Source organism: Serratia sp. CY47280, from assembly GCF_052168655.1.
In the GTDB taxonomy this organism is placed as follows: domain Bacteria; phylum Pseudomonadota; class Gammaproteobacteria; order Enterobacterales; family Enterobacteriaceae; genus Serratia; species Serratia bockelmannii.
The window spans coordinates 1319475-1345423 of sequence record NZ_JBJNMG010000001.1; the positions used below are offsets into that span (position 1 = coordinate 1319475).

Here is a 25949-nt window from a genome sequence, read left to right on the forward strand (position 1 = left end):
ATCAGGGTTTTACCGCCACGAGGATCGGCAACACGCCGCGTGAGCTGTAGTTGATATCTTTAACCGTGAACCCTGCCTGGGTTATCTGTTGCCTGATCTCTGCTTCTGAAGTGAAATTAAGGTAGGTAGCCTGAATAATGTCGCCAAAGATCGCGAACTCCTGCAAAAGGTCCGCCATTGGCGTTTCATATTTATCCCACTCACCGGTGGGCGCGTTCTTTTCCGGCGGTGGCGTGAGGAAACTGAGCAACAAGGTTCCCCCTGGTTTTAATGCCTCGAAGAACCGACGATACAAAGCCACCAGCCTGTCCGGGTCAGACTCATACATATTCAGGCCGTTACTGGTAATCACATCGAAAGCGTTTTTTTCTTTTAACTCCCAGGCATTCTGCTGCGAGAATCGGCAACGGTTCGCCATGCCAACGCGCTTGGCCTTTTCGTTGGCGTGATAAAGTGACTCCGGGTCAAGATCAATGCCGGTCAATTGCACCGCGCCATGGCCGCTGTAATCCAAATCCAATAAATCATCCATCACCCCGCACGGGATTGAAGCCAGCGTCTCCGCCTGCGTAATCAACTCAGCCAGCAAGGTCTGATAACGGTAGTAACGCTCGCGCGCCCGGCACAGCAACGAGCGATTCAGAAGCCAGTCTTCCAAAACATGTTCGGCGGGTTTTCCAGCGGGATGCTGGAAAATGTAAGACGTCCAGTAGCCATTGAGGCCGCGGTTATGCAGGAGGAAACGACCAAGCTCAAACTCCGTCAATTGATCGACCAGTTCAAGATTTCTCTCTAATGGAAGAATAAGCGAATTGCTATTCCGTAAACGCGCTTTTATTTCATCGGCCAACATCTTTGTTTCAGTCAAATAGGCCAGTTTAGAATGTGTTTTATGCGAGGCGAAACTATCCATACCCATCTCCATGATTAAATTATCCAACCAATATTTTCGAATCCCTGGCGCACTATCGGCGAATTCAGAATGCCGGTTCGTTTCAAAGCCATTAGCACGTTTTTAACAATGGGGACATCAGGCGTCACTTCAAAACCGCGATAAACCTTATTGATTGACTCCCGGCTGGCTTCGCAATCATGAGTTATCTTCGATAACAGCTCAATGTTAAACTGTTTCTCTGATTCAACATTCAAATACATTTTTACGAAATCAGCGATCTGCCCGCCGATCATCGCCTGATCGTTTTCATCCAACCTCGTCCAGATATAGCCAAGTAATTCGAGAAAGAAAATATAGTGTCTGGACTCATCGTTCATATGGTCATTAACATAGTATTTAATCGATGGATGAACGCCGTCACTATTAAAGAACTCCACCAGCTCTCTCACCAGGGTCGTTTCGAAAATGCACACCGCAATGATCTCGAAAATGTCATGGCAGCGCTCAGGTAACCGTTTCATCACCTCTGTAACGGCCACATAGGCGTCAGAATCCGGGTAACTCAGCGCACCGAGATCGGCATCATGCTCTCTAAGTTGATTGATCATATGTCTGGCGATATAAACATGGTAATACTCATCGATGATGACGGTATAGGCATTCAATTTAATCTGTTCGTCAAATTTGACAGCGAGATCGCCGTAGATAATTTTATTGCATGCTGAGTTAATGAGTTTGATCTCAAGATTAACGATATCATTGAGGTATTTAAACAATGACTGAGTAAGTATTTTTGACTTCCTCTCATTGTCCATGCCGCTCATCATGTCAGCCAAAAATATCGGCTGATTCTCCTCGGGGAAAAATGCGCCAGGAATAGTAAAGTCGATAAATTTACCGGGGCGAGTTCTTATTGATGCGCGCTGTTCCCATTTATCAGTATAGGCGGCAGACAAACCGCCCTTCGAAACCATGGTTTCATTTTCCATAGATATTCTCCAGATGAAGGAATACATGTATTTAAAAAAGTCATGCCGAGCCCGGCCAAATATAAATATTTAGCCGGGGGTCACGCGAAAACGATTATTTATTCTTCAACTTTGCTTGGGGATGCCACGATACTCAACATAGACAACAACACGACAACGCCTATCACACTCGCCATCACATAGCTCATTTCCTCCGGCCGCCCGATAAAGACGTAGCTGGCCATCCCCGTGATAGCCACAACCAGCAGCGAGCGCATGCTCATGATATAGGAGGCCGCCACACCATAAATTTCCGGGTAGACACTCATGGAACGTGCGAACAGCGTCGGATAGCAGATAGAAAAACCGAAGCAGAACAGGCTCATCAGCAGGGTAATAGCCCAAGGTGTTGTCGCCGTCAGTAGAGCGAGAATGCTGACGATGGCTAACGCCATACCGATTTTCTCAGCGCGCCGATCGCCACCAAACGCGGCGATAATACGGGCGGAAAAGAGGCTAGGGATTGAAAATGACGCCACGATAATAAAAAAGTGAACGACAAATGCCGACAGCGAGAACGCAAAGGTTTCACGGTAAAGAAAAGCGCTGGAGGCGATGAATACCATATAAGCAGCAAAGAAAAGTGAAGGAATCAACGATAATCGCATGAATTGGAAACTCGCCGTCAGCCGGGCATAGCTTCCCACAATGGCTTTGAGATCGAATGGCGTTTTTTCTTTCTTCGTCTCCGGCAGGAACAACAATTCCAGCAGTACCGCCGCTGCGGTGATCACCGCGACAACCGCATAGTTTCCTCTCCACCCCCAATGCTCATTAATCCAACCACCGGCGATTGGCGCTAGCGACATGAAAATCGAGATACAGGCATTAACCAGACCGATCATGCTGTACATGGCCGCCCCTTGATAACGGTCTGCGATGATCGCGTAAGCCACTACCACCGGCGTGCAAGCCCCCAACCCCTGAATAAAGCGGGACAACATCAAAAGATCGATTGAAGTGGCGTAGGTACATCCCAGAGCACCTAACAGCATGATAGCCCCACCGATCAACATGGTTTTGCGTCGACCAATCGACTCTGACAGTGGGCCATAAATCAACGCGCCAAACACAAATCCCAAGAAGTTATAGGTGATCGTACGCTGAATATGCCCTTCAGAAACACCGAAACTGGCAGCCATATCCGGAAAGCTGGGAACGGACATATCCACTTCAATACACCCAGCCAATAAGGAAACCACAAGGATAAAGGGCAGAGGCACCCACTTTCCTGTCAACATATCCATACTCCAACAGAACATTAATCCGAATGTTAATAACCATGAACAAACTAGGAGAACAATTGTTATATGTAAATATCACTAATGAATAAAGGATGATAAATAGTGTTTTACGTGAAGAAAATCACATAACAGGAAGAAAAATAATGAAATTATCCGATGACGGGGAGATGGCTGCATAAGACGAACTACACAGATAAAAATCATCAACTTAAGAACTACATGAGACATGCTAATGCATTGTTCAGGGCGCGTTCATACCCCATAAAAGAGGGGGCATGCCCCCTCTTCTGTCATGAGCTTGTTACATCTCGAGGATGAATTTTTCCAGTTCTCCTGCAAGGGCCGCATCGATATAGCTGGTGGCCCAGCCAAACAGGTAAGCGAAGGCGAAAATGCCCACCGTCGACGACACCAGCGTCGGCGCGAAAAACGCGGCGATAACGGAGAGCGTATACCCTGCGCCGATCGACAACCCGAGCGCTTCGAGCTGGTTGCGGAACGCTTTCCAGTTGCCGGTAGAGAAACCTTCAATCGCAGCGTTTACCAGATCCGCGCCCTTGATCGCCCAGTCCACCCCGGTGAAGACCTTGCCCAATACCCGCGCATTGCGGGCATACTGTTCCGCATCGATCATTTTCAGCCAGGCGACAATCGCCGCTTTGTCCTGCGCCTTGAGCTTTTTGTTCAGGCCCTTCGTCAATTGCTCGTAGGTTTTCTCCGCATCTTGCACGTTGCGGATATATTTTCCTTGAATTCCCGCCTCCAAATCCTTGGCGAGTTGTGATGAAGGAAATCATTTGATATTACCGGAAAGAAAAGGGATTTGGCGGAAATTCGCGGATTTACTGGCTTCGCCTGGTTTAGGCATTTGATACCAGTCAGGGGGAAATTGAGCCGATCGGCAAAACTTTTGATACTATTGGTTGCTAACGTTTAAAACTAAAGTACCGCGTTCAAAATCAATTCTAACACACTTCTAGAACCAAAGGCCGGTTAAAAAATCGGTACTGGTTGACACAGCTATGTAGAGATTAACCGGCCTTCTTACCAGTGTTTGAAAGGCTCGATGCTACTACGTCCTGACTATGTGTAAGTGCCTCTTTTTTGATATTCCCTTCAAGTCCAGCCAAGAATTTTTCCTTTTCCATATCATTGCATTGAAGCAACCTGATGTTCCGTTCATCACTAAGACGTAACACTGTATCAACACCTTTGCGAACAATGATTTCAAACAGGGATTGCTTTTCGCGATCTGACAGAATCGAAAACAAAGTGGCAAGTCTTGCATCAGGATCAACGACCTCGGTTGAGATGTGTTCTTTTTTGTGTTCTTTGCTGTGTTCATTCTTTGTGTTCACCGGAGCCTCACCAATACCATCAGTAAGCCATTCGAGTGATACACCCTCATGATTGGCAATCACTTCAAGTAGTTGATGCCTAGGTGTAGGTGCTAATTCCCGTCTCTTATAGTAGTTCTGTAATGTATTGATATTAATACCCCAAGCTTTTGCGGCTTCATTCCGTGAAGGGTAGCGCTCTACCAAAGCAAAGATCCGCTCGATAATCGGTTCTTTTCTATCATCAGGTAAAGAACGTTCGTGTTCTTTTCTCATTCCATGTTCCTTTGTATGCAACCAATTGATATCAGTGAACTAAATTCGATGTTCGTGAAAAACACAAAAGAACATTGACTTGTGTTCTTTGTGTTCTTATGATTTATCCATACGGATACCCGCGCAGTTATCCGCGCGGATAACTTTTTAGGATAGAGGAATCATGAGCCGAAATGAAGATCTGAATGCCGACTGGCATCCTGAGACCATCAAAGCCGAGATCCACAAGCGTGGATTGTCCTTCCGGGCGCTCTCCCTTCAGGCTGGATACAGTAAGGATTCGCTGAAGAGCGTGCTGCGCACTCCCTGCAAGCCCTACCAACAGATCGTTGCTGACGCTCTCGGTGTATCTCCGGAAGCTATTTGGCCGAGCCGTTACACAACAACCAGTTACATCAATAAGGCGGTCTGATCATGTTCTTTGTTGCTAAGGAGTTGGTCGGTATTCCAGGCCTGCCAAAAACGGCGAAAGGCATCAGAGAAGCGCTGTGCCGATTCTCTGCCGGTTCAGAGTCACTTGTCCGCAAGCGTACCGGCAGCAAGGCTTTCGAATATCACATCGATTGCCTGCCGGATGTTGCGCAGCAATCGCTACGGGCACGCCAGATTAAAGAACTGATGAACGATTCCGCAAAAGAACTACCAGCGGCGAAACCTCAGTCTCCAGCTACACCCCGTGCCAAAGGCGCTGACGAAAGTAAAATCGCGGTCTATCGTAAGTGTCCGGCGTTGCTGGAACAGAAACTGAACACTCTGACGGCAGCCCAACGCCAAACCGCTGATGCCCGTATGGCCCTGGTTGTTGAGGTGATGCGTCTCGGGGATTTGCCGGGATTCAGCCGTGCTAAAGCTATCCGGGAGATCGTGCGTCAAGCTCAGGCAAGCGAGTTGCCTGAACGCCTGGCTAATGCGGCCGCCGCCGCAAATGCCAAGAAAGGAACATCACGCTCCCTGAGCGAAATCTCCCTCAAACGCTGGGTGGCAGACTTCAATAAAACGAGTTCTGCCGCTGAGCGCCTGCTGTTGCTTGCTCCCGGTAAGCGTCAAGTCGTTAAACCGGAGGAAATCAAGTGGTTGCCCGAGTTCCTTAGCTTCTATCGCCGACCGGATGGGCGCGGCATTCAAGAAGCCTATGATGATTTCGCAAAAGAGTGGGCCGAGCGTTATCAGGATGATCCCCTGATGCGCGATGCCATCCCCTCTTATGATCAGGTGTGCTATGCCATGAATAAGTTACCTGTTGTCGTCAAACAAAAAGGCCGTATTACCGGCAGTGAGTTCCGTCAATATGAGGGGTTTATTCGCCGTGACTGGGAATCTCTGCCGGTGAATTACGTCTGGATTGGTGACGGTCACGGCATGAAAATGAAGGTTGCACACCCTGACCACGGCAACCCGTTCTCACCAGAGGTGACGTTCATTTTGGATGGTAGCTGTCGTTTTATCGTCGGGTGGAGTCTGGCACTGTCGGAAAGTGTCATTGCCGTTGCTGATGCGCTGCGCCATGGCATCAAAAATCACGGGAAGCCTTTCCTGTACTACTCCGATAACGGCGGCGGTGAAACCAACAACACCTTCGATGCTGAGCTGACCGGTATTTTACCCCGACTGGGAATCGATCACCGCTTGGGTATTCCCGAGAATCCGCAGGGTCGCGGCATCATCGAACGTCTCAACCGCTCATTGGCTATGCGCATCTCCCGTCAGTTTGCCACTTATTACGGCACCGGTGCAGATCGTAGCACCGTTCGCCGTATGACAAAGGCCCTGCAATCGGCAACGAATGCCGCCAACAAGGGTAAAGAGTTGAGTGCGAAGCAAGAGAAAACCCTGCGTGATCTGCCGTCATGGGAGGCGCTGATTGACGCCATTGAGGCTGGCGTGGAGTGGTACAACAATCGCCCCCACGATTCCTTGCCTCTGCGGGGGGACGGCGAACACTTCACTCCGGCACAGTTCCGTCGCTACAAGTTGGAAAAAGAAGCCACGGCGATCGAATGGCTGTCTGACCTGGAACTGCGTGAAATGTTCATGCCACAGATTGAGCGCCATGTAAGCCGCTGCGAAGTTCGGTTGTTTAATAACTTCTATTACTCACCAGAGTTGAACAATGAACACGGTAATCAGGTGCTGGTGAATTATGACCTGCACGATGCCTCAAAAGTTATCGTCCGTCGCCTGGATGGCTCGTTTATTTGCGAAGCCATTTGGGATGGCAACAAACAACAGGCATTCCCGGTTACTGCCGAATATCACCAGCGTCAACAACGCATCAAAGGGATGCGGCAGCGTGGAGAAGAGAAGGTCCGCCTGGCTGAAGCTGAGAACGTGCATACGCTGGCAGCACCGGCAGAGCAGGACTGGCTTCCAGGCAATGTCTATAAACCGGTGCGACGAACAGCACCTGTGATGCTGGCAGACGTGGAGGATGCTGAGTACAGCGAAGATGAATATCTCAATAACTCGCTGGATATTCTTGAATCAAATAAGCGCAAGAACGCGATTTAACAGCAATTAAATACAGTTCAAATAATGGAGTTAATTATGTCTGAAGTGAATATTACTGATATTCGCGAGGCTGTCCGCAACCTGGTGGATGGTGAGCGTGTAACTTTCGCCCGTATGGCACGTGAAATCGGCCTGTCCACCAGTGTGGTCAGCGGTTTTATGAATAACAAATATGCCGGTGACAATGACCGTGTGGAAAAAGCCATTCAGCGCTGGGTCGAAAAGCAACACACCGTAGCAGAATTGCCGGAGCCTCCGCGCTTTATTGAGACGCCGACCGTCAAGCAGATATGGACAGCCTTCCGCTATGCACACCTGACGGAATGTATCGGCGTGGTCTGCGGTAACCCCGGCGTCGGTAAATCTGAGTCTGCGCGGGAATACCGTCGCAGTAACGACAACGTTTGGATGATTACCATCACGCCAGCCTGTGCCAGCGTGCTTGAGTGTCTGACCGAATTGGCCTATGAGCTGGGCATGAATGATGCCCCACGACGTAAGGGACCGCTGGCGCGTGCGCTGCGTCGTCGCCTGGAGGGAACGCAGGGCCTCATCATCATCGATGAGGCCGACCACCTGGGTGCTGAAACCCTCGAAGAACTGCGACTGATGCAGGAAGCCACCCGTGTCGGACTGGTGCTGATGGGAAACCATCGTGTCTATTCCAACATGACCGGCGGCAACCGCACCGTGGAGTTCGCCCGTCTGTTCTCCCGTATCGCCAAACGTGTCGCCATCAACAAAACCAAAAAGGCGGATGTGGCTGCTATTGCTGACGCCTGGCACATCCATGGTGAGAAAGAGCGGGAGTTACTGCAACAGATTGCTCAGAAGCCGGGAGCGCTACGCATCCTCAGTCATTCCTTGCGCCTTGCTGCTATGACCGCCCACGGGGCCGGTGAATCCGTGAACGAAAGCTACATCCTGAAAGCCTTCCGCGATCTGGATTTGGATGTTGATGTTTCCACCCTGTTGAGAGGCTAACACCATGATTAACCCGACCAAGTTGGTAAACGCGCTGGGCTGGCTGCAACGCCGCAACGTCGAAATCAAGCATGTGAATATCAGCCGTGCTCAACCTATCGTTGAAGTCGCCGCGCCAGACGCTGACCTGAAGCGCAAAGCGCATAACTACCATGCTGTATCCGCCGCCACTATTCAGGGCTGCATTATTTACTGGAGATAATTATGGAAAAAGTGAAATTTCTGGAGATGAAGATCCGCTTCTATGTGACAAAGGACGGGGCCATCAAACAAGATATTGATTCGAAGTTTATGAAAACTGAAATGGCTAAGGAATTTAGCGAAAAATATATTAAAGCGTTTGTGGAGTTACAAGGTGGCTTGGTTGCGGATGTTTCCAAAGCTGTAATTGGCAATGATATTAAGAGTTTTCACTGAGGTGTTTATGAATAAAGAGATTGAACAAACCGGCTACCGCAAAAACGCCCAGGGTTATCTCGTTCCGGAAGACTTGATTCGCCCGGTCGATAAGTTGCGTGATGATGTCGTACTGGATATTGTCGAAGCCGCCAAGGTATTGCGCCAGGCGATGATAGATTTCAAGACCGCTTCCATGCAAAAAATCGGTGATTTTACCGACCTATCATCGAAGGAGTACGGCGTGGAATACGGCGGCACCAAGGGTAACGTCACTCTGCCGAGCTTTGACGGACAGTTCAAAATCCTGCGTGCCGTGGGTGACCATCGCGTATTTGATGAGCGTATCCAGGCAGCGAAAAAGCTGATTGATGAGTGCGTTATCGCCTGGTCTGATGGTGCGAACGATAACCTGAAAGCGCTGGTTGATCATGCCTTCCGCGTCAACAAGCAAGGCCGTATTGACGTCAACGAGGTGCTGGGGTTGCGCCAGATTGATATCGATGATGCGCGCTGGCAGGAAGCGATGGAGGCCATCGCGGATTCCATCCGGGTTACCGGCACCAGCCAGTATCTGCGGATTTACGAGCGGCAGCCAAATGGCAAGTACGAGCAAATTAGCCTGGATATTGCCGGGGTCTGATATGAAGAAAGTCAACGCTAGCGAGTTTAATCGGCAGTATAAAACTGGGGCGGTGTTTAGATATCAGCCTGAACAGGAAATTTTATTCATTCTGGTTAAAACACTGGGGCCTGCACGAGACTTTAAAAAATCTGGCACTGTTGTTGAAATAAACAAGGCGCCATATTTCGTCAAAGTAACTGCACTTATCCCAGTTTAATTAATTCAACAAATTCATCAGGCGTGGTCGCGCCAGGGGGCGCTCACGCCTAAATCGAGGGGGACAGAAATGAAACGGACAGCCTGGATTTGTACTTTTGCCGCTTCATTATGCTTTTGGGCCTTGGGCTTAATCTTTATTTTATGGGTTCGGAGTTAATATGAATAAACCGCAATTAATCCGATTGATTCATGTAGCCAAGGGAAAGCTGAGTATCCCTGACGATGCCTATCGTGCGTTGCTGGCGAACACCGCTAACGGGAAAACAAGTTGCAGCCAGATGTCGGTTATGGAGCTGCGTGACGTCTATGCCGAGCTGCAAGGAAAAGGGTTCAAACGTAGCTTCAAGAAAACCACAAAGCGTGTGCGTGAGAACGCCAAGGGCGCACCGCGTGTGGAGGAGATCAGTAAGCTTCGAGCCATCTGGGCCACCATGCACCGTCACGGCTTTGTCGAAAGCGGTGAAGAGACCGCATTGAACAACTACGTCAAGCGCATGAGTCGCCAGCTCAATGGCGGTGCCGGTGTGGATGAGGTGGGCTGGCTCGACGGCTATCTGGCGTTTCGCGTGCTGGAATGCCTGAAGCAATGGCATATCCGCATGATGCTGGCAACGCTGGACGCTCGCAAGAAGCCCCGGCCGCAACACCCGCTGACCGGTGAAGAGGCACGGAGCTATGACATTATCTTTGATGCTTACGAGGACTCACTATGAAGCTAGGCCGCTGTCCTGTCTGTCATTCTGATTTGCATCTCGACGCCATCCTGGAAGACGACGCTGGGCGTGAGTTGCTGACGTTGTTAACCAAACTACCGGGTGGAGCTGCCAAAGCGATGGTGGCGTATATCGGATTGTTCCGCCCTGAGAAGTCTAACCTGTCCCATTCCCGGGCGGTGAAACTCATCAACGAAGTGCTTGCACAGCATCAGCCGGGTCGAGTGCTGACCCATGCACTGAGCGAAACCGTTGAGCGTATACGGGCAAAGCGCATCAAGGGTGACAAAAAGCCGCTGAGCGGCCACAGCTATCTGCGAGAGGTTTACCGCACTTCTGAACAGATGTTCGCGCAGACCAGCAATATCGCTGCACGTGAACGCGACGAAAGCAAGCGTGAGACTGACCAAGATAAGAGCCGCGACGATTATCTGGCCCATATGCACCGCCTGGGTCAGGACGTGTCAAAATTGCCTGGCGGTACAGAGTGGCTAGAACGTAATGGAGGGGGGAACCATGGCTGATAACCTTGAGCTTTTCGACGACGGCCAGGATGATAGTCTGCTAAGCCATCTTGATGACGCCGATGAAGGCAGTCGTTTTCCTGCACTATTAGCTGAGCTTAATGCGCTGCTCCGTACAGAATTGGTCCGGTTAGGCTATGACCCACGCCATTCGCTTGAGTTGGTTGTCGCCATCAGTAAACAGATTGGCGGTATGCAGGTGTATTTTCCACGAGGCCAGGCGTTAGAATATCTTGTTCGTGACATGCATATCTGGCGAGACTTCACTGGCGACAATGTTCCCGAGCTGGTTGAGCGCTACCATGTGACTTACAAAACGGTGTATAAAGCCATCAAGCGGATGCGTAGGCTTGAGCATCGGAAGCACCAAATTCCACTTTTTTAAGGACAGGTAATGACAAAAAGGCTATTTATTCTCTCTTTAATATTATTATCTCCAATTTCAATGGCTGATACGGCACTACCATCACCTCAGGAGTTGATAAACAACTTTGATAGAGTTGGAGTGGCAAAAAAAGAAAGCTGGAAAAAGGGAACGTCACCTGATGGTGTTCCAGTATTAACATCTCGAAATGTCGGAGATATTTACTCCATTAACAAAGATTTTGCCTCATCTCTTTCTATAACTAAAGGTGAGCGTCACAAGGCTGAATTTAGTCATTCTGAAAATGTTTGCGTGAACCTAGCTTACGGTGTTATCGGAAGTAAAAATAAAAGCATAGAGGAGCAAGTTCTAAACATAGTTGCAGGCGCAGCAAGGGCAAAAGACAGGGAGTTTGCCGATTCAATTGATGATTTCTGGTTTGAGTCTCAGTTAACGTTTATTGGAAATAATCCTGTTCTTGCATGTAAGATTTCAGTCATGTCCACGTGGGACTAATTTTATGATTTTCAATGAAGCCGGTTAATCCGGCTTTTTTTATGCCTGTCGCACTATGGAAGCCTCAGCTTATTTCTTGCAGCGAGCTTTCCAGAGGTGCAAATGTGAGTCAGTTCAATCCTACCCCAGCGTTTACCCATGCCGTTGCCTTTGTCCTGGGCAAAGAAGGCGGCTACGTCAATGACCCTACCGACAAGGGCGGTGAGACCAAGTACGGCATTTCCGACAAGCGCGACGGCGTCGCCGACGGCATGACCGACGTTAACGGTGACGGCCAGCCCGACACCCGCATCAAAGACTTGACCCTTGAACAGGCCAGTCAGATTTATTTCCGTGACTATTGGTATCCGGCCTACTGCCCGGATTGGCCGGACGGCATCTCGCTGTTGGTCTTTGATGCCGCCGTTCAGCATGGCGTCAAGAAAGCCATTTCCCTGTTGCAGTCGGCAGCAGGTGTAACCGCTGACAGCATCGTTGGCCCCAAAACCAGAACCGCCGTTGTCAGTGCCGACCCTGAATGGCTACTGGCCCGCTTCCTGGTCTACCGCGCCCGCTATTACGCCGACATCATCAAGTCCAATCCGTCCCAGGGTAAATACCTCAACGGGTGGTTCAACCGCCTGGACAGTGTGGCGAATACCGCCTGGGAAGTCGTCGGCGGCTCGGCGTCGGTCGCTCGGAGCTAAGCACCATGGGTAAAGGCTGGGATGAGTCATTTCGCCAGGGCAAGCGGGACCGCCTCAAAAAAGAGGTGCTCCACCGCATGGCCGGTGGCCCCAAACCGGAGCCGGTTAACTATCGGGGCTGTGACGGCACTCATGCCAGCTTTTACATGAAGGGCTGGGAGTCCGTCGGCCCACGCGATATTGCCTGGCAGTGCCAGCGCTACAAGGAACAACACCGTGATAACCATGAACACCGTGAACAACATCGTTAACTCTGCCTGGCTGGTCGGCATCTTGCTGTTGATCTCCCTGATTCTGGCCAGCGGATTACCGCAGGCCTCATTGTGGTATTGGCTGCTGGCACTGCTCGGCGGTGGCTTGGCTTACCTGGGGATTTGGCTCGAGGACAAAAGCAATGCATTTTCCCACCGGGAGATGCTTTCCGTATTGCTCAGCACCCTCGGCAACTTCCTGGGGATGGTGGCTTTCTTCATCGCGCCATTCGGCGGTATCCAGTTGCTGGCCTTTGCCACCGGTCTGCTGGCTGTACGTCTGGCTTGCTATAAGGGGCTGCTGCCGTGGATCCAATAACCGTCTCTACCGTTGCCGGGGTGCTGATGAAAGCTGGTCCATCCGTGCTGCGTGCCATCGGCGGTTTGTTCGGCAGTGCATCAGCCAAGACAGCGGACACCGTCGCCGGGATGGTGGAGGCCGTTAACAGTGCCGTCAACCCGCAAGACCGCCAGCGTGTGCTTGAACAAAAGCTGGCGGCGCTTCCCCCGGAACAGTTCGTTGAGTTGGAGAGGCTCAAGGTTGAGCTGGAGAAGATTAACGCCGAACGTGAGCGTAACAGGTTTACCGATCAGCAGGCCGCGCACCACGAACAGCAGGAGACTATCCGCAACGGTGACAACGCCGTTGATGACTATGTGCGCCGCACCCGCCCGTTGATGGCGCGTCTTTCACTCTACAGCTCCATCGCCTATGTGCTGTTGCTGGCTGTCGGACAGCAGGCGGCGGCGATTGCCACCGCTGCCGGTCATGTGCTGACGATGCCCGCGCCGGATTGGGATATCGCCCTGATGTTGGCGACCCCTGCACTGGGGTATCTCGGTTTCCGCACGCTGGATGGGTTCGCCCGCTTCAGCAAGTCCAGCAAGCACAAACTGCCGGTGGTGAAGTAATGGGTGATGCGTTCGACCGCGCCAGCGAACTGGAAATGGAAGACCGTAAACGAGCGTTAAATACCCATTTAAACCGGGTTAAAGAGGCGCCTGTCGAGTATGGCTATTGCAATGACTGCGGGGATGACATTCCCGCGCGGCGGCTGGCGTCACTACCTGATGCAGTCTGCTGCGTGACCTGCCAACAAATCAGAGAACAACGGGAGGCCCAGCGTGGATTGGGAGGTCGTTAGAGGCAACTGGGCCATCATTTGGGCGTTGTTCATGTCTGCCGTCAACGTGATCCAGTTACTGCTCGCAAAAACCTATGTGAAGCGTGAGGAGCTGGAGTTGTTCCGCACCCGTCTGCAATCCATGGAGAACACCATCGCCGGGTTACCGAGTCAAAAAGACCTGCACCAGTTGCAGCTTGAAATGAGCAATTTACGGGGAGACCTACGTGAACTCGGCCCGGCCATTCGCCAGGTGAAACACGTCAGCGATCTCCTACTGGAAAACGAATTGAAGGATAAGTGAGGCCATGGCCATGCGAGAAATTCTTGATAGCGATCAGCGACTGGTCATCCTGCGTTCCTTGCTGGAGTGCGGTGACAGCGCGAACGAATCCGTGCTGCAAACCTGCCTTGAGGCGTATGGGCACAGTACATCCCGTGATGTCGTACGCACGCATCTGGCCTGGCTGGCGGAGCAGCGACTTGTCAGCCTGCGCGATGTGGCTGGATGTTATGTCGGGACGATCACCGGACGCGGCGACGATGTGGCCAACGGCCGGGCCGTCGTGCCTGGAGTCAAAAAGCCACGGGCACGGGGGTAACGGATGGCAAAGCTTAAGCCCTATACCGATGCACAACGGCGGCTGATCCACCACCTTGCCGCCGTTATGGTCTGTCTGGAGATAGAGTCCGATGTGGTTGCGCCAGCCTTTGAGAAGGCCACCGGCAAGCCCTATGACCGCGAGTCACCAGACAGCTTCACCAACACGTTCTTGAACAACAACCCGTCTTACAAGCGCGCCATGGATACGCTACGACGGGCCATTGGCAAAGAGCGTAAAGCGCAGATATCTGCCTGGAGAACGAAGCATGCCCGATGACAAGCCGACCCGTGGCCGTCCGTCAAAGATTGACCTGTTGCCGGAAAGCATCCGTGATGCGCTGCACCAGATGCTGCGAGACAAACGCCATACCCAGGAAGAAATCCGCGAGGCTATCAACGCGCTGATTGACCAGCATGAATTGCCGGACGACATGCAGCTCAGCCGTACTGGCCTGAATCGCTACGCCAGCCGCATGGAGGCCATCGGTTCCAAAATCCGGGCGTCGAGGGAGATGGCGGAGATCTGGGCCGCAAAACTGGGTTCTGCGCCGACGTCTGACGTCGGCAAATTGTTGATGGAGTTTGTGAAAACCCTGGCGTTTGAAACGTCAATGGCGTTGGCCGAGACCGAGAAAACCGTTGAACCTAAGGCACTAGGTCAATTGGCATTGGTCGCGCAGCGTATCGAAGCAGCGCAGATGGTCAGCCACAAACGCGAGAAAGAGATCCGCCAGGCGTTCGCGGAAGAAGCGGCGGCCACAGCGGAGAAAATCGTTTCACAGGCGGGGTTGTCTTCGGATAAGGCAGCAGATATCAAACGCCAGATATTGGGGATTGCATGATGCTAACAGCCAGCTTAAACGCCATTGCGACCGGCATTAACGGCGGGGAGGACTTCGATGAAAACGAAGTCCTCCTTGGTTATCAGCGGCGCTGGATCGCCGACGACTCACCGCTGAAGATTGCGGAAAAATCCCGCCGAACCGGTATCACCTGGGCAGAGGCGGCGGATGCCGCTTTAACGGCGTCGAAAGCCAAAGCCGCCGGTGGCACCAATCACTTTTACGTCGGCTCCAACAAGGAGATGGCACGCGAGTTTATCGATGCGGCGGCGATGTGGGCCAAGGCCTACGACCTGGCAGCGGCTGACGTTTGCGAAGAAGTCCTGGCCGATGACGATAAGGACATTCTGACGTTTGTCATCTACTTCGCCAGCGGATTCAAGGTGCAGGCGCTGTCCAGTAACCCCAGCAACCTGCGCGGTATGCAAGGCAACGTGACTATCGACGAAGCGGCGTTCCATGAACGCCTGGCGGAGGTGCTGAAGGCGGCGCTGGCGCTCACGATGTGGGGCGCAAAAGTCCGCCTTATCAGCACCCATAACGGCACGGACAATCTGTTCAACGAGTTGATCCAGGACAGTCGCGCCGGGAAGAAACGCTATTCCGTTCATACCATCACCCTTGATGATGCGTGCCGCGATGGTTTGTACAAGCGCATCTGCCAGGTGAAAAAGCGCGAATGGAGCCAGCCCGCAGAAGACCAATGGAAAGCCGATCTGTTGCGCGATACTGCCACGCAAGATGATGCGCTGGAGGAATACTATTGCGTGCCGAAGAACGGCAGCGGCACCTATCTGGCCCGCTCAATCCGAGAGCGTGCCGCACGCGGTGACGGCCCTGTTCTGCGCTTTACCGGCTCGGCGGAGTTCAACGCCCTGCAGGAAGGGATGCGGGCGCTGGATATGCGGGAATGGCTGGAGAAAACCGTGCTGCCGGTACTTAACCAGCTCCCCGATAAACGTCACGCGCTGGGCGAAGACTTCGCGCGCTCCGGTCACCTGACGGTCTTTGCGCCGATCACTGTCAACGACGACACCACGCGAACGGTGCCGTTCCTGGTCGAGCTGGCGAACGTCCCCTACAAGCAGCAGGAGCAGGCGCTGTTCTTCATCTGCGACCGTCTGCCGCATCGTGACGGCATCAAGCTTGATGGGCGCGGCAACGGCAACTACCTGGCCGAGCAGGCCGCCGAACGCTACGGTGCCGAAGTGGAAGTCGTGATGCCGTCTGTCGCCCACTACCGCGAGAACATGCCGCGCTTCAAGGCAGCGTTTGAAGACGATGAACTGGTCGTTCCGAAGCATGAGGATGTTGTCAACGACCTGGGCCAGATTGTCGTCTTGCGCGGCGTGCCGGGTATCGATGACCGGGAGAATACCGGCAGCGATGGCCACAAGCGGCACGGTGACAGCGCCTATGCGATTTTCCTGGCCTATCTGGCCAGTAAAGAGGATTGCCGCCGTTATGAGCTGCACCGACTCAATCAACCCAAACGGCCGGAGGAGCGCGATGAGCGCCGCCAAATGCGCATCACGCGCGGGCTGAAAAATCAACGAGGGCTACTGTAATGTTAAACAAGCTGACCGGAGCCATCCGTAACCTGTTTCACCCCGCCACCGGTGACAAGGTAGAGGTAAGTCAAGACCTTCTGAAAGAAGAACAAACCCGTGCCCGCGCCACCGGCACCCGCCGCGCCAATGCCGGTATCAGCGTCGCCAGCACCATCACGCCGCAACGCCTGGCGGGGGTGCTGCGCAACGCGGCCGACGGCAATGCTCTGGATTATTTCATCCTGGCCGAAGAGATGGAGGAGCGCGATCTCCATTACTCCAGCGTGCTGCGTACCCGTAAGCTCACCGTCGCCGGTATTATCCCGACGGTCGAGGCCGCCAGCGATGATGCACGCGACGTCGAGCTGGCCGATGCTGTCCGCGTGATGATTGAGCGCCCGCAGCTCCCTGAGCTGCTGTTTGACCTCCTTGACGGGTTGGGTAAAGGCATTGGTGTGGCGGAGATCCTTTGGGACACCTCAACCGTACCATGGATGCCGCGTGATTATTCCTGGGTTGATCCACGCTTCCTCAAGATGGACGCGGATACGCTGCGCCAGGTGCATGTGTTGACCGAAGCGGAGCCGTTCAACGGCGAGCCGTTGGCCGCGTACAAATACATCATCCATCAGCCCCGCCTTAAATCCGGCTTGCCGCTGCGCAACGGTCTGGCGCGTCTGGTGGCGGTCATGTATATGCTGAAGTCATTCACGGTGCGCGACTGGTGGGCGTTCGGTGAGAAGTTCGGTTTGCCGATCACCATCGGCAAATATGGTAACAACGCCAGCGCAGAAGATATTCAGACCCTGATTGACGCCATCGCGTCTCTGGCTTCCGATGCCGGGTGCGCCATCCCGTCCACCATGCAGGTGGACATGGTCGAGACCGCCAGCCGCCAGGGCGGCGGCGACCTGTTCAAGGGCATGGCGGAATGGTGTGACGCACAGACCAGTAAGGCGGTTCTGGGGCAGACGATGACCACCGACAACGGCAGCAGTCAGAGCCAGGCCAACGTGCATGACCGGGTGCGCATGGATATCGCCAGGTGGGATGCTCGCCAACTGGAGAACACCCTCAATGAGTTCCTGGTGCGGCCGTTCATCATGCTCAACTATGGCCCGCAGGCCAATTACCCGAAAGTCTGCCTGCGTATCAATGAGCCGGAAGACCTGAAGGCCATGGTGGAGGCGCTGGTTCCGCTGATTGACCGAGGGATGAAGATCCAGTCGTCGGCGCTGCGTGACAAGTTTGGCCTGGACGAGCCGGAAGAAGGTTCCGATATCCTGCAACCTGCCGGGAGCCAGAGTGGCTATGCCATGTTGCCCGCCCTTAACCGCGAACAGTTGGCGTTGAATCGCGAGTCTGCACCGGATGATATTGACCTGTTGGCCAACGAGGGGATCAACGACTGGCAGCGCGTTGGCACGGCGTTCACCAATCCGGTATTAGCGCTGGTCAATGAGGTTGGCAGCTATGAAGAGTTCCTGGCGCGATTGCCGGAGCTGCAAGCCAGCCTGGATGCCAGCGAGTTTATCGAAGGGTTGACGCAATTGTGCTTCAAGGCGCGCGGCCTGGGAGATATGAACGATGGCTGATAACGACATTGTCCCCAAGGAGGCCCTGGCCTGGTTCAGGGCCAAGAAGCTCAGACCCGGCTTTGATTATCGTGATGTGTGGCTGGAGGAACACAGCGCCGCATTTACCGTGGCGAAGATGACGCAACTCGATTTGCTCAGTGATGTGAAAGCCCTGGTCACCCAGGCGCTGGCCGAGGGCCAGACCTTCCGCGACTTTCAGAAAGTATTGGAGCCGCTGTTGGTCAAACGCGGATGGTGGGGAGTGCGGGAGATGGACGACCCGCTGACCGGCGAAACCCGCGTCGTGCAGCTCGGCAGCGATAGCCGCCTGCGCACCATCTACAACACCAACATGCGCACCGCCCGCAGTGCCGGGCAGTGGCAGCGTATTGAGCGAACCAAGCGCGCGATGCCGTACCTGATTTATACCCTGGGGCCGTCCAGGGAGCACCGCGTGGATCATCTCCAATGGGCCAACACTTGCCTGCCTGTCGATCACCCGTTCTGGTTGACTCACATCGGCCCGAACGGCTGGGGCTGCAAATGCGGTGTGCGCCAGGTTAGTAAGTATGAGTACGACCAGATGGTGCAAAATGGCGTGACGGAGACCGCGCCGGTATTCGACGGTAACGGCCAACCCAACGGCCAGGTCAGTCGCTCCAGGGTGCCGTTGAAAACGCAGGCTCCGCCAGTCAAAAACGTCAAATGGTTGAACAAGCGCACCGGCGAGGAGGAACTGGTGCCGGAGGGTATTGACCCAGGGTGGAACTACAATCCCGGCATCAGCCGCCAGGGCGCACTGGAGCGCCAGCTCCAGGCCAAGCAGCAGGCATTTGATGCTGGCCGCTAACTCCGGCGGGTAACCTCGCTGTAACGCGCGTAGTGACGCTAACGCGCTCTGTGGTACGATGGCGCATAGAAAATTTGTTAAACGTTCCTGTGCGCTTTTAAACGTGTTTTAAACACGGTTCTCTCCCGCATTTGGAGGGAAAGCGGTTAATCCACCTTTCCCTCCGTTCCCCCGCACACTGTCCATACGATTTCTTTGTGTGGATGACCCCATGTCCGTTGAATTGCTGGCGCTCTGTTTCGAGCTGCCGGACACCATTGACAACAAGCTGCCTGAATGGTTGCCGATGCTGCCTATCGGTTCGTTCACCGGGCGCGATGGCCGTTCGTGGATTACCAACGAACCGGAAGCCGTCATTGCCGCGTCGCTGCAATACAACAAGCTGCCGTTCGATATGGAGCACGCCACCGAGCTGAAAGGTCCGCAAGGCGACCCTGCGCCCGCTTACGGCTGGATCACCGACCTGAAAATCGACGGTGATCAAATTTGGGCACGCGTTGAGTGGACCCCCGAGGGTGCTGCGCTCATCCAGGGGAAAAAGTACCTCTACTACAGTCCGGCATTCCATTTCACCGCCAGCGGCCTGGTCACGAAATTGTCCAGCGTCGGCCTGACCAACAAACCCAATTTATTTGTACCTGCCCTTAACTCGGAGAACACCGACATGAAACTGCCTGAACTGATTGCGGCAGCCTTGGGCCTGGGCGCAGACGCCACCGTGGAATCCGGTGTCACTGCTATCCAGAGCCTGAAGACCGCCGAACAGGTTGCATTGAACCGTGCGCAAAATCCCGATCTGACGTCCTGGGTGCCGAAAGAGACCCATCAGTTGGCGCTCAATCGTGCGGAAACAGCGGAGACCGCGTTGAAAGAACGCGCAGAGAAAGACGCGGAAGGCCTGGTTGATGCGGCGATTGCCGCAGGCAAAATCGCCCCGGCCAACCGTGATATGTACCTGGCAACCTGCCGCACCGAGGAAGGTCGCAAGCAGTTTGGCGCGTTCACCGAGGCCGCACCGGTGATTGTGAACACCGACCCGGAGAAAAAGAAAGCGCTAGGCCAGAAGGACAAGCAGGCGCTGACCGAAACCGAGGTGGCCATGTGCCGTTCCATGGGTATCACCGAGGCGGAGTTCCTGGCCGCCAAACCTAACGCCACTGAGGAATAACCGTAATGCCAACACCTAATGCAGAAATCTTACACGCTATCAGCACCACACTGAGCGCCGCGTACACCAAAGGGCTTAACGGTGCGCAGCCGCAGTACCTGCAAATTGCCACCGTGATACCGAGCAGTGGCGCGTCCAACACTTACGCCTGGTTAGGTGATTGGCCGGAGATCAAGGAGTGGATTGGTGAGCGCCAGTTCGCTGAGTTGGCTAAGAACGGTTACGTGATCGTCAACAAGACGTGGGAAAGCTCCGTCAAGGTCAAACGTGAATCGATTGAAGATGATCAGGTGGGTCAATATGGCGTTATTGCGCAGCGTATTGGCCAAGATGTTGCCATTTTCCCTGACAAGCTGACTTTCCCATTACTTGTTAATGGATTCAGCACCTTGTGTTACGACGGTCAGAACTTCTTTGATACCGACCATCCGATGGCAGGCGGCACCTACAGCAACATTGTAGGGACAGGTGCTGAAGCTGGTGAGCCATGGTTCCTGATCGATAACTCACAAGTGCTCAAACCTATCATCTTCCAGCCACGTCGTGAGTTTGAATTCACAGCGCTGGACGATTACAGCCGGGAGCATACCTTCAAGAACAATGAGTTCCTGTTCGGTGTGGACGGCCGTTGTGAAGCTGGTTTTGGGTTCTGGCAAACCGCGGTAGGTTCCCGTGCTCCGTTGACGGTCGCAAACTACGAAAAAGCCGTGGAGATCCTCCAGGGTATGAAGAAAGACAACGGCGTCCCACTGGGTATCAACCCGACTGCATTAGTCGTCGGCAAATCCAACCGGGCGGCCGCGAAGAAGCTAATCGACGCCATGCTGGTCAATGGCGGTGACTCCAACATCTACTACAAAGACGTGGATATTGTGAACAGCCCGTTCATCGTGACGCCAGCTGCGCCACCGTCCGGCGGCTAAGCCGGGTTAACCAGCGTTTACACCCTCTTTATCGGGTGTGCAAACACCCGATAAAGCCACCAGAAAGAGGATGGAAAAGTGAGTGGGAAGCCAAACAAGAAACAGCAGGAGCAAGCCGGTGCGGCAGCTCCAGCAGAAGTTAAAGCGCCTGAAGCGCCGGTTATTACTCCGACTGTTGCAGGACACTATCAGGCCGTTACCCAGCCCGGTGCGCCATCGCAACCGGATACGCCAGCACCTGAGCTGACCGGCGAAGGTACCCCCGGAACCGCAACAGGTGACACCACTGGTACTCAACTCGACGCTGAGCAGCTCAATCAGGCACAGACGTTGACCACTGAGACGCTGGCAACGTCCGGCGATGCTACTCCGGCAGGCGTTGAGGTGTTGCTGGTAAAAGCCGTGTCAGGCAACGGCTTCTGGCGTGCCGGGCGGTTCTGGCCGCATGAAGGTGTCCATGCTTTCGTCAGCGATGATCCGGATGGCGATAATGCTGCCAGCCTGGCGGAAGACGGCGCAGCTCCGTTCATTAGCGTTGCGACTGCCGAACGGCTGAAAGCAGAGCCAAACCTCCATGTCACCGTCGTCGAAACGGTCAGCACCGACGACAAGGGGGAATGATGAGATACGCCACCCGAGAAGACCTGCTGACGGCTGACGGCTCTTTTGTCTGGAACGTCGCCATGAACCCGGAGACGGAGCAGCTTGACGAAGCCGCCATCAGCCAGGCGCTGGACGACACCGATGAGGAGATCAACTCCTGGTTGTCACGTCGCTTCAAGTTACCGCTGGAAACAGCGGTGCCGCGTCTGCTGCAACGGGTGGCGGTGTCCATCGCCTTTTACTGGCTGGCCGATCGAGACAACCAGGTTACCGAGCTGGTGCAAAAGCGCTATGACGAGGCGGTCAAGACGCTGAAGGATATCGCCAACGGCCAGCGCGACCTGGGCCTGCCAACAACGGATCAACCCACGGAAGGTACCGGCGGCAAGGTCATCATGGTCGGCGAGAACACACGTCTGTTCACCCGTAACACCCTGAAAGGCGTGCTCTGATGGGCATTCAGGTTGAAGTCCTGGGCACGGCGAAGCTTGCCGATATCAAGATGGCCATGGAGCGCCTCGCCGACAGCGGCTTGCGTGCGGAGCTACTCGACAGCATCGGTGCGGTGGCGGAGTCCCAAACCCGCCGCCGCATCACCGATGAGAAAGCCTCCCCCGGCGGCGAGCCGTGGCAGGACTGGAGCGCCCGTTACGCCAAAACCCGCCACGGGAATCAAAGCTTGCTGCAGGGCAACGGCGATCTGCTCGACAGCGTCACTTTTGTCGTCGACCGCGACCGGGTGCACGTCGGGACGCCGCTGCGCTATGCGGGCGTTCACCAGGAAGGATTCAGCGGTAGCGTGTCAGTCGGCGCACATCAACGTCTTATCCGCCAGGCGTTTGGCCGTGCGTTGAAACACCCGGTGTGGCAAAGCGTTGGCGCACATAGCCGCATGATGAACATTCCCCAGCGTGAATGGCTGGGCCTGTCGAACGCTAACAGCAATGAGCTGTTGCACGTGATTGGCGATTTCTGGAAGGAGGTATTGCCATGAGTACCGAACGCCCGAGCCTGGTGACCCTCGGCAGCACAGTGAGTGCCGCCGAGCGGATTGTTGCCTGGCTGAAGCCTGAGCTGCTGGGAGACGACCCTGACCAGGTGAAGATGGTCGAGCGTCATATCGGCCAGTTCAGCAGCCCGGAGGACGTGAAGCGTTATTTGTCGGGGCGTGATGGCTGTATTCGCCTGGCAGCGTTGCGGGTGCGGGACATCCATCATCAATCGGGCGGCATGGTCGGCCTGGTGACCTGGGCGGCGTATGTGATGACCACCGATGCCTGGGCCTATGGCCGTGACCTGAGGGCGGAGGTCATGGTGAGCAAAGTGGCGCGCCGGTTAACGCATCCAGGCGCGGCCAAAAGCCTGGGGGCGGAGAGCAAGGCGACGGACATGACCGCCGACAACATCTACAGCGGCAGTCTCGACAGTCTGGGGGTGACCATCTGGACGGTGACCTGGAACCAGGCATTCAGGCTGGATGAGGAAGTGGATATCACCACACTGCCGGACTTCCTCCGCCTGGGCATGACGGTCTCCGCCCACGGCGGCGAAGAAATCAACGGCGTGATCAACGTGCGAGAGCAAAACGACGATGAAAAAGAAACTGATTAAGCCCAGTGCCGAGGCGCTGCAAGTACGTAAACCGGACGGCACCCAACTGTCGCCGGATGGCGAGGAACTGATGTTAACCGCATTCTGGCGGCGACGTTACGCCGAAGGCGATGTGACGGTCGAGGACATCCCGTTACCCAAAACCGATGCGGCCGAGGTTAATGCCCTGGCCACCAAACCCACCAAAGCGGAGAAGTAACCGATGTCATTAGGCTCTATTCCCAATGATCTGCGCGTGCCGCTGGTTGCGATTGAGATCGACAACTCGCAGGCGCTGGACGGCGCTCCGGCGCAACAACATAAAATCCTGGTGATCGGCTACCAGGGTCAAGGCGCAAGCGTTCCGGCGCTGACGCAAAACCGCATTACCAGCGACAGCGCTCCCGAGGTGCTGTATGGCCGTGGCTCGATGCTGGCGGAGATGCTTAAGGCTCTGCGCAAGGGCAACACCTACACCGAGACCTGGGCAATGGGCATTGCCGAGCCGGGTGACCAGACTGGCGCGGCGGCGACGTCTGCGCTGACGGTCACCGGCAAGTCGAGCGCGGCCGGGACACTGGCGCTGTTGGTCTGCGGCAAATCTCTCCAGGTCGGCATCAAGGCGGACGACAGCGCCGCCACCATTGCAGCCGCCGTGTTGTCGGCCGTGAATGCGGACACCACCTTGCCGATCACCGCAGCCGTCAAGGCCGATGCCCCCGAGACACTCACCCTGACGGCCAATTGGCGCGGGCAGACCGGTAACGATTTGGACGTGCGCGTCAATTACTACCCGGGAGAGCAGACACCGGCGGGTCTCGTCGTCACCGCTGCGCCATTCACCGGCGGCACCGGCACCCCGGACCTCACGGCGGTGGTCGCCGCCCTGGGCGATGAGTGGTTCAACCATATCGTCAGTCCGTTCAACGACGTGGCGAGCCTCAACACGCTGCGTGACGAACTGCTGGAGCGTTGGGGGGCGCTCAAGATGATTGAGGCCATCGCCTACACCGCCGTGCGCGGTACCCATGCACAAACCGGCACCTGGGGCAGCACGCGCAATGACTTCCTCATCACCGCGATGGGTACCAATATCGCGCCGCAACCGTCGTACCTGTGGGCAGCCGCCTATGCGGGGATTGCTGCGTACCACCTGGCGATTGATCCGGCGCGTCCGCTCCAGACGCTGGCCTTGCCGGGTATCCTGCCGCCGGACAAGTCCGTGCGCTGGGACATGCCGGAGCGCAACCTGCACCTGTTTGATGGTGTGGCGACACACTACGTGGATGCGGGCGGCAACGTCTGTATCGAGCGGGAAATTACCACCTATCGCGTCAACCGCTTCGGCGATGCAGATGTGTCGTACCTGGATATCACGTCACCGGCGACGCTGGGTCATATCCGGTACGTCATCAAGAACCGCTTCACCACGCGCTACCCGCGCCACAAGTTGGCCGACGATGATGTCCTGGCAACGCTGGAGCCGGGTCAGCCGGTGATGACCCCAAAACTCTGCACCCAGGAGTTACTGGATATCTTCATCACCGAGCTGGAGCCTGCCGGGCTGGTCGAGGACTTCGACGACTACAAAGCTACGTTGCAGGTCACGCGGGATACCGCTGACAAGAACCGGCTGAATTTCATCATCCACCCGAACCTGGTGAACCAACTGCGTGTGTTGGCAGGCCTCATCCCGTTCAAGCTCTAAGGGGGCAACATGATTTTAGGTGAAGCATCGATTCGCGTTAACGGACGCGAACTGCCGACCAAAGGGACGTCCACGCTGAACCCCGGCGGCTACAACCGCACGATGCACAGCGGCGGTGGCAAGAACTGGGGCTACTCCCGCAAGACCACCCACCCGACAGTCCAGGTCACGCTGGCGGCCCGGGATGACGTGGACGTGATTGAGATTGGCCAGTGGGAGCAGGTTACCGTCATGTTCGAGGGCGACAACGGCCAGAGCTATATGGTTACGGGGGCCGCGGCGGAGAACCCGGCATCGCTGTCGGAAGATAACGGGCAGATTGAGGTGACGTTTATCGGCACCAAGTGCGTGAAGGTGTAAGCATGGCGCAGATGACAGAGACATTGATCCACGGCCTGGTGACCGGCAAAGGCACCACGGATGAAACCACCCATAAGGAAGTGACGCTGCGTGAACTGGGGTCGAAAGACATCGTTGATGCGCAGCTGGCGGCTGAGCGCGTGGTGATTGGGGAGAACGGCAAGGCGGTAGCCTATTGCTCCGAGGTTCTGATGGGCCTGGAACTGCTGCGCCGTCAGATTGCCTCCATCGGCAGCATTCCGGGGCCGCTGAGTCTGAAGCAGCTTTACCAGCTTCACCCCGAAGACCTGAAGCTGCTGACGGCAAAGGCTGATGCCTTGGACGACTTGCTGACGGAGGTCGCTGACCGGGGGCGACCTGATGCCGATGGCGACGGCACTCAGTAACCTTCTCGTCAACCTCTCTGCACGGTTCAGCGTGTCTTACCTGGAACAGTTGCCCTTGCGGCAGCTGTTCCGCATTACAGCTCAGTTGAGGAAGCAGC

At 54.8% G+C, this 25949-nt stretch carries 37 protein-coding genes and 1 pseudogene; 33 read left to right on the top strand and 5 right to left on the bottom strand.

What is annotated here, in order from left to right; translation table 11 throughout:
• Position 1: 1 nt before the first annotated feature.
• The 5 genes and pseudogenes from ACJ8J4_RS06320 to ACJ8J4_RS06340 all read right to left on the bottom strand — a co-directional run bounded on the left by ACJ8J4_RS06320 (position 2) and on the right by ACJ8J4_RS06340 (position 4780).
• On the bottom strand, positions 2–913 hold the full coding sequence (locus tag ACJ8J4_RS06320; RefSeq protein WP_025303319.1) for a class I SAM-dependent methyltransferase: 912 nt from the start codon (positions 911–913) through the stop codon (positions 2–4).
• A gap of 14 nt (positions 914–927) precedes the next feature.
• Positions 928–1884, bottom strand: coding sequence for a diiron oxygenase (locus ACJ8J4_RS06325; RefSeq protein WP_025303320.1), 957 nt, complete (start codon positions 1882–1884; stop codon positions 928–930).
• 98 nt (positions 1885–1982) lie between these two features.
• A complete protein-coding gene (locus ACJ8J4_RS06330) occupies positions 1983–3164 on the bottom strand; it encodes an MFS transporter (protein WP_060447851.1) in 1182 nt (393 codons plus the stop codon).
• A gap of 304 nt (positions 3165–3468) precedes the next feature.
• Positions 3469–3939: pseudogene (locus ACJ8J4_RS06335) on the bottom strand (colicin-like pore-forming protein); the annotation flags it as partial.
• Positions 3940–4198: 259 nt separating this feature from the next.
• Entirely contained in the window at positions 4199–4780 is a 582-nt protein-coding gene (locus tag ACJ8J4_RS06340) for a hypothetical protein (protein WP_442516031.1), read from the bottom strand.
• A gap of 163 nt (positions 4781–4943) precedes the next feature.
• On the opposite strand from ACJ8J4_RS06340, the gene ACJ8J4_RS06345 reads away from it, so the two are divergent.
• The 33 genes from ACJ8J4_RS06345 (at position 4944) to ACJ8J4_RS06505 (ending at position 25851) form a co-directional block, all read left to right on the top strand.
• Positions 4944–5192: a helix-turn-helix domain-containing protein gene (locus tag ACJ8J4_RS06345; protein WP_070559312.1), complete on the top strand. Its 249-nt coding sequence runs from the start codon at positions 4944–4946 to the stop codon at positions 5190–5192.
• Between the two features lie 2 nt (positions 5193–5194).
• Complete coding sequence (locus ACJ8J4_RS06350) at positions 5195–7288, top strand: Mu transposase C-terminal domain-containing protein (RefSeq protein WP_442516032.1); 2094 nt, start codon at positions 5195–5197, stop codon at positions 7286–7288.
• A gap of 36 nt (positions 7289–7324) precedes the next feature.
• Entirely contained in the window at positions 7325–8272 is a 948-nt protein-coding gene (locus ACJ8J4_RS06355) for an AAA family ATPase (RefSeq protein WP_060430653.1), read from the top strand.
• 4 nt (positions 8273–8276) lie between these two features.
• Entirely contained in the window at positions 8277–8474 is a 198-nt protein-coding gene (locus ACJ8J4_RS06360; RefSeq protein WP_060430655.1) for a hypothetical protein, read from the top strand.
• A 2-nt stretch (positions 8475–8476) separates the two neighbouring features.
• A complete protein-coding gene (locus ACJ8J4_RS06365) occupies positions 8477–8689 on the top strand; it encodes a hypothetical protein (protein ID WP_070559308.1) in 213 nt (70 codons plus the stop codon).
• Between the two features lie 7 nt (positions 8690–8696).
• Positions 8697–9311: a DUF3164 family protein gene (locus ACJ8J4_RS06370; RefSeq protein ID WP_188246612.1), complete on the top strand. Its 615-nt coding sequence runs from the start codon at positions 8697–8699 to the stop codon at positions 9309–9311.
• A 1-nt stretch (position 9312) separates the two neighbouring features.
• Positions 9313–9510, top strand: a complete 198-nt coding sequence (locus tag ACJ8J4_RS06375) for a hypothetical protein (protein ID WP_188246611.1) — start codon at positions 9313–9315, stop codon at positions 9508–9510.
• Between the two features lie 160 nt (positions 9511–9670).
• Positions 9671–10225: a gp16 family protein gene (locus ACJ8J4_RS06380; protein ID WP_060446314.1), complete on the top strand. Its 555-nt coding sequence runs from the start codon at positions 9671–9673 to the stop codon at positions 10223–10225.
• Entirely contained in the window at positions 10222–10749 is a 528-nt protein-coding gene (locus ACJ8J4_RS06385) for a hypothetical protein (RefSeq protein WP_080490564.1), read from the top strand. The genes ACJ8J4_RS06380 and ACJ8J4_RS06385 overlap by 4 nt, the downstream gene beginning before the upstream one ends.
• Positions 10742–11134 carry a Mor transcription activator family protein gene (locus ACJ8J4_RS06390; protein WP_442516033.1) on the top strand — a complete coding sequence of 131 codons (393 nt, stop codon included), beginning with the start codon at positions 10742–10744 and terminating at the stop codon, positions 11132–11134. The genes ACJ8J4_RS06385 and ACJ8J4_RS06390 overlap by 8 nt, the downstream gene beginning before the upstream one ends.
• A gap of 9 nt (positions 11135–11143) precedes the next feature.
• Positions 11144–11629 (top strand): hypothetical protein, encoded by a 486-nt coding sequence (locus ACJ8J4_RS06395; protein ID WP_442516034.1) that lies wholly within the window; start codon positions 11144–11146, stop codon positions 11627–11629.
• A 104-nt stretch (positions 11630–11733) separates the two neighbouring features.
• Positions 11734–12315, top strand: a complete 582-nt coding sequence (locus ACJ8J4_RS06400) for a glycoside hydrolase family 108 protein (protein ID WP_442516035.1) — start codon at positions 11734–11736, stop codon at positions 12313–12315.
• 5 nt (positions 12316–12320) lie between these two features.
• Positions 12321–12566 carry a hypothetical protein gene (locus tag ACJ8J4_RS06405; RefSeq protein ID WP_188239985.1) on the top strand — a complete coding sequence of 82 codons (246 nt, stop codon included), beginning with the start codon at positions 12321–12323 and terminating at the stop codon, positions 12564–12566.
• The gene (locus ACJ8J4_RS06410) at positions 12532–12885 is read left to right on the top strand and encodes a hypothetical protein (protein ID WP_188239984.1); all 354 of its coding nucleotides are present in this window, start codon (positions 12532–12534) and stop codon (positions 12883–12885) included. The genes ACJ8J4_RS06405 and ACJ8J4_RS06410 overlap by 35 nt, the downstream gene beginning before the upstream one ends.
• Positions 12873–13478, top strand: coding sequence for a hypothetical protein (locus ACJ8J4_RS06415; protein ID WP_442516036.1), 606 nt, complete (start codon positions 12873–12875; stop codon positions 13476–13478). Before ACJ8J4_RS06410 ends, ACJ8J4_RS06415 begins: the two co-directional genes overlap by 13 nt.
• Positions 13478–13711: a TraR/DksA family transcriptional regulator gene (locus ACJ8J4_RS06420; protein WP_080490569.1), complete on the top strand. Its 234-nt coding sequence runs from the start codon at positions 13478–13480 to the stop codon at positions 13709–13711. The genes ACJ8J4_RS06415 and ACJ8J4_RS06420 overlap by 1 nt, the downstream gene beginning before the upstream one ends.
• A complete protein-coding gene (locus ACJ8J4_RS06425; protein ID WP_354636840.1) occupies positions 13692–13994 on the top strand; it encodes a DUF2730 domain-containing protein in 303 nt (100 codons plus the stop codon). The genes ACJ8J4_RS06420 and ACJ8J4_RS06425 overlap by 20 nt, the downstream gene beginning before the upstream one ends.
• 10 nt (positions 13995–14004) lie before the next feature.
• Positions 14005–14292, top strand: coding sequence for a VpaChn25_0724 family phage protein (locus ACJ8J4_RS06430; protein WP_442516064.1), 288 nt, complete (start codon positions 14005–14007; stop codon positions 14290–14292).
• Positions 14293–14295: 3 nt separating this feature from the next.
• Positions 14296–14571, top strand: coding sequence for a hypothetical protein (locus ACJ8J4_RS06435; protein ID WP_442516037.1), 276 nt, complete (start codon positions 14296–14298; stop codon positions 14569–14571).
• Positions 14561–15136 (top strand): DUF3486 family protein, encoded by a 576-nt coding sequence (locus ACJ8J4_RS06440; protein WP_442516038.1) that lies wholly within the window; start codon positions 14561–14563, stop codon positions 15134–15136. Before ACJ8J4_RS06435 ends, ACJ8J4_RS06440 begins: the two co-directional genes overlap by 11 nt.
• Positions 15136–16704, top strand: a complete 1569-nt coding sequence (locus tag ACJ8J4_RS06445; RefSeq protein WP_442516039.1) for a hypothetical protein — start codon at positions 15136–15138, stop codon at positions 16702–16704. The genes ACJ8J4_RS06440 and ACJ8J4_RS06445 overlap by 1 nt, the downstream gene beginning before the upstream one ends.
• Positions 16704–18281, top strand: a complete 1578-nt coding sequence (locus tag ACJ8J4_RS06450) for a DUF935 domain-containing protein (RefSeq protein WP_110663224.1) — start codon at positions 16704–16706, stop codon at positions 18279–18281. The genes ACJ8J4_RS06445 and ACJ8J4_RS06450 overlap by 1 nt, the downstream gene beginning before the upstream one ends.
• Positions 18274–19113 (top strand): phage head morphogenesis protein, encoded by an 840-nt coding sequence (locus tag ACJ8J4_RS06455; RefSeq protein WP_442516040.1) that lies wholly within the window; start codon positions 18274–18276, stop codon positions 19111–19113. Before ACJ8J4_RS06450 ends, ACJ8J4_RS06455 begins: the two co-directional genes overlap by 8 nt.
• Before the next feature lie 211 nt (positions 19114–19324).
• Complete coding sequence (locus ACJ8J4_RS06460) at positions 19325–20281, top strand: phage protease (protein WP_442516041.1); 957 nt, start codon at positions 19325–19327, stop codon at positions 20279–20281.
• Between the two features lie 5 nt (positions 20282–20286).
• Positions 20287–21204 (top strand): Mu-like prophage major head subunit gpT family protein, encoded by a 918-nt coding sequence (locus ACJ8J4_RS06465; protein WP_197842187.1) that lies wholly within the window; start codon positions 20287–20289, stop codon positions 21202–21204.
• Positions 21205–21282: 78 nt separating this feature from the next.
• A complete protein-coding gene (locus tag ACJ8J4_RS06470) occupies positions 21283–21825 on the top strand; it encodes a hypothetical protein (protein WP_442516042.1) in 543 nt (180 codons plus the stop codon).
• Positions 21825–22259, top strand: a complete 435-nt coding sequence (locus ACJ8J4_RS06475; RefSeq protein ID WP_442516043.1) for a gp436 family protein — start codon at positions 21825–21827, stop codon at positions 22257–22259. The genes ACJ8J4_RS06470 and ACJ8J4_RS06475 overlap by 1 nt, the downstream gene beginning before the upstream one ends.
• Positions 22259–22801: a phage virion morphogenesis protein gene (locus tag ACJ8J4_RS06480; protein ID WP_188239976.1), complete on the top strand. Its 543-nt coding sequence runs from the start codon at positions 22259–22261 to the stop codon at positions 22799–22801. Before ACJ8J4_RS06475 ends, ACJ8J4_RS06480 begins: the two co-directional genes overlap by 1 nt.
• Complete coding sequence (locus ACJ8J4_RS06485; protein ID WP_442516044.1) at positions 22798–23418, top strand: hypothetical protein; 621 nt, start codon at positions 22798–22800, stop codon at positions 23416–23418. Before ACJ8J4_RS06480 ends, ACJ8J4_RS06485 begins: the two co-directional genes overlap by 4 nt.
• Positions 23399–23617: a DUF2635 domain-containing protein gene (locus ACJ8J4_RS06490; protein ID WP_442516045.1), complete on the top strand. Its 219-nt coding sequence runs from the start codon at positions 23399–23401 to the stop codon at positions 23615–23617. Before ACJ8J4_RS06485 ends, ACJ8J4_RS06490 begins: the two co-directional genes overlap by 20 nt.
• A gap of 3 nt (positions 23618–23620) precedes the next feature.
• A complete protein-coding gene (locus tag ACJ8J4_RS06495) occupies positions 23621–25105 on the top strand; it encodes a phage tail sheath subtilisin-like domain-containing protein (RefSeq protein WP_442516046.1) in 1485 nt (494 codons plus the stop codon).
• A 9-nt stretch (positions 25106–25114) separates the two neighbouring features.
• The gene (locus ACJ8J4_RS06500; RefSeq protein ID WP_060430698.1) at positions 25115–25465 is read left to right on the top strand and encodes a phage tail tube protein; all 351 of its coding nucleotides are present in this window, start codon (positions 25115–25117) and stop codon (positions 25463–25465) included.
• Positions 25466–25467: 2 nt separating this feature from the next.
• Positions 25468–25851, top strand: coding sequence for a phage tail assembly protein (locus tag ACJ8J4_RS06505; RefSeq protein ID WP_060446296.1), 384 nt, complete (start codon positions 25468–25470; stop codon positions 25849–25851).
• Positions 25852–25949 lie beyond the last annotated feature (98 nt).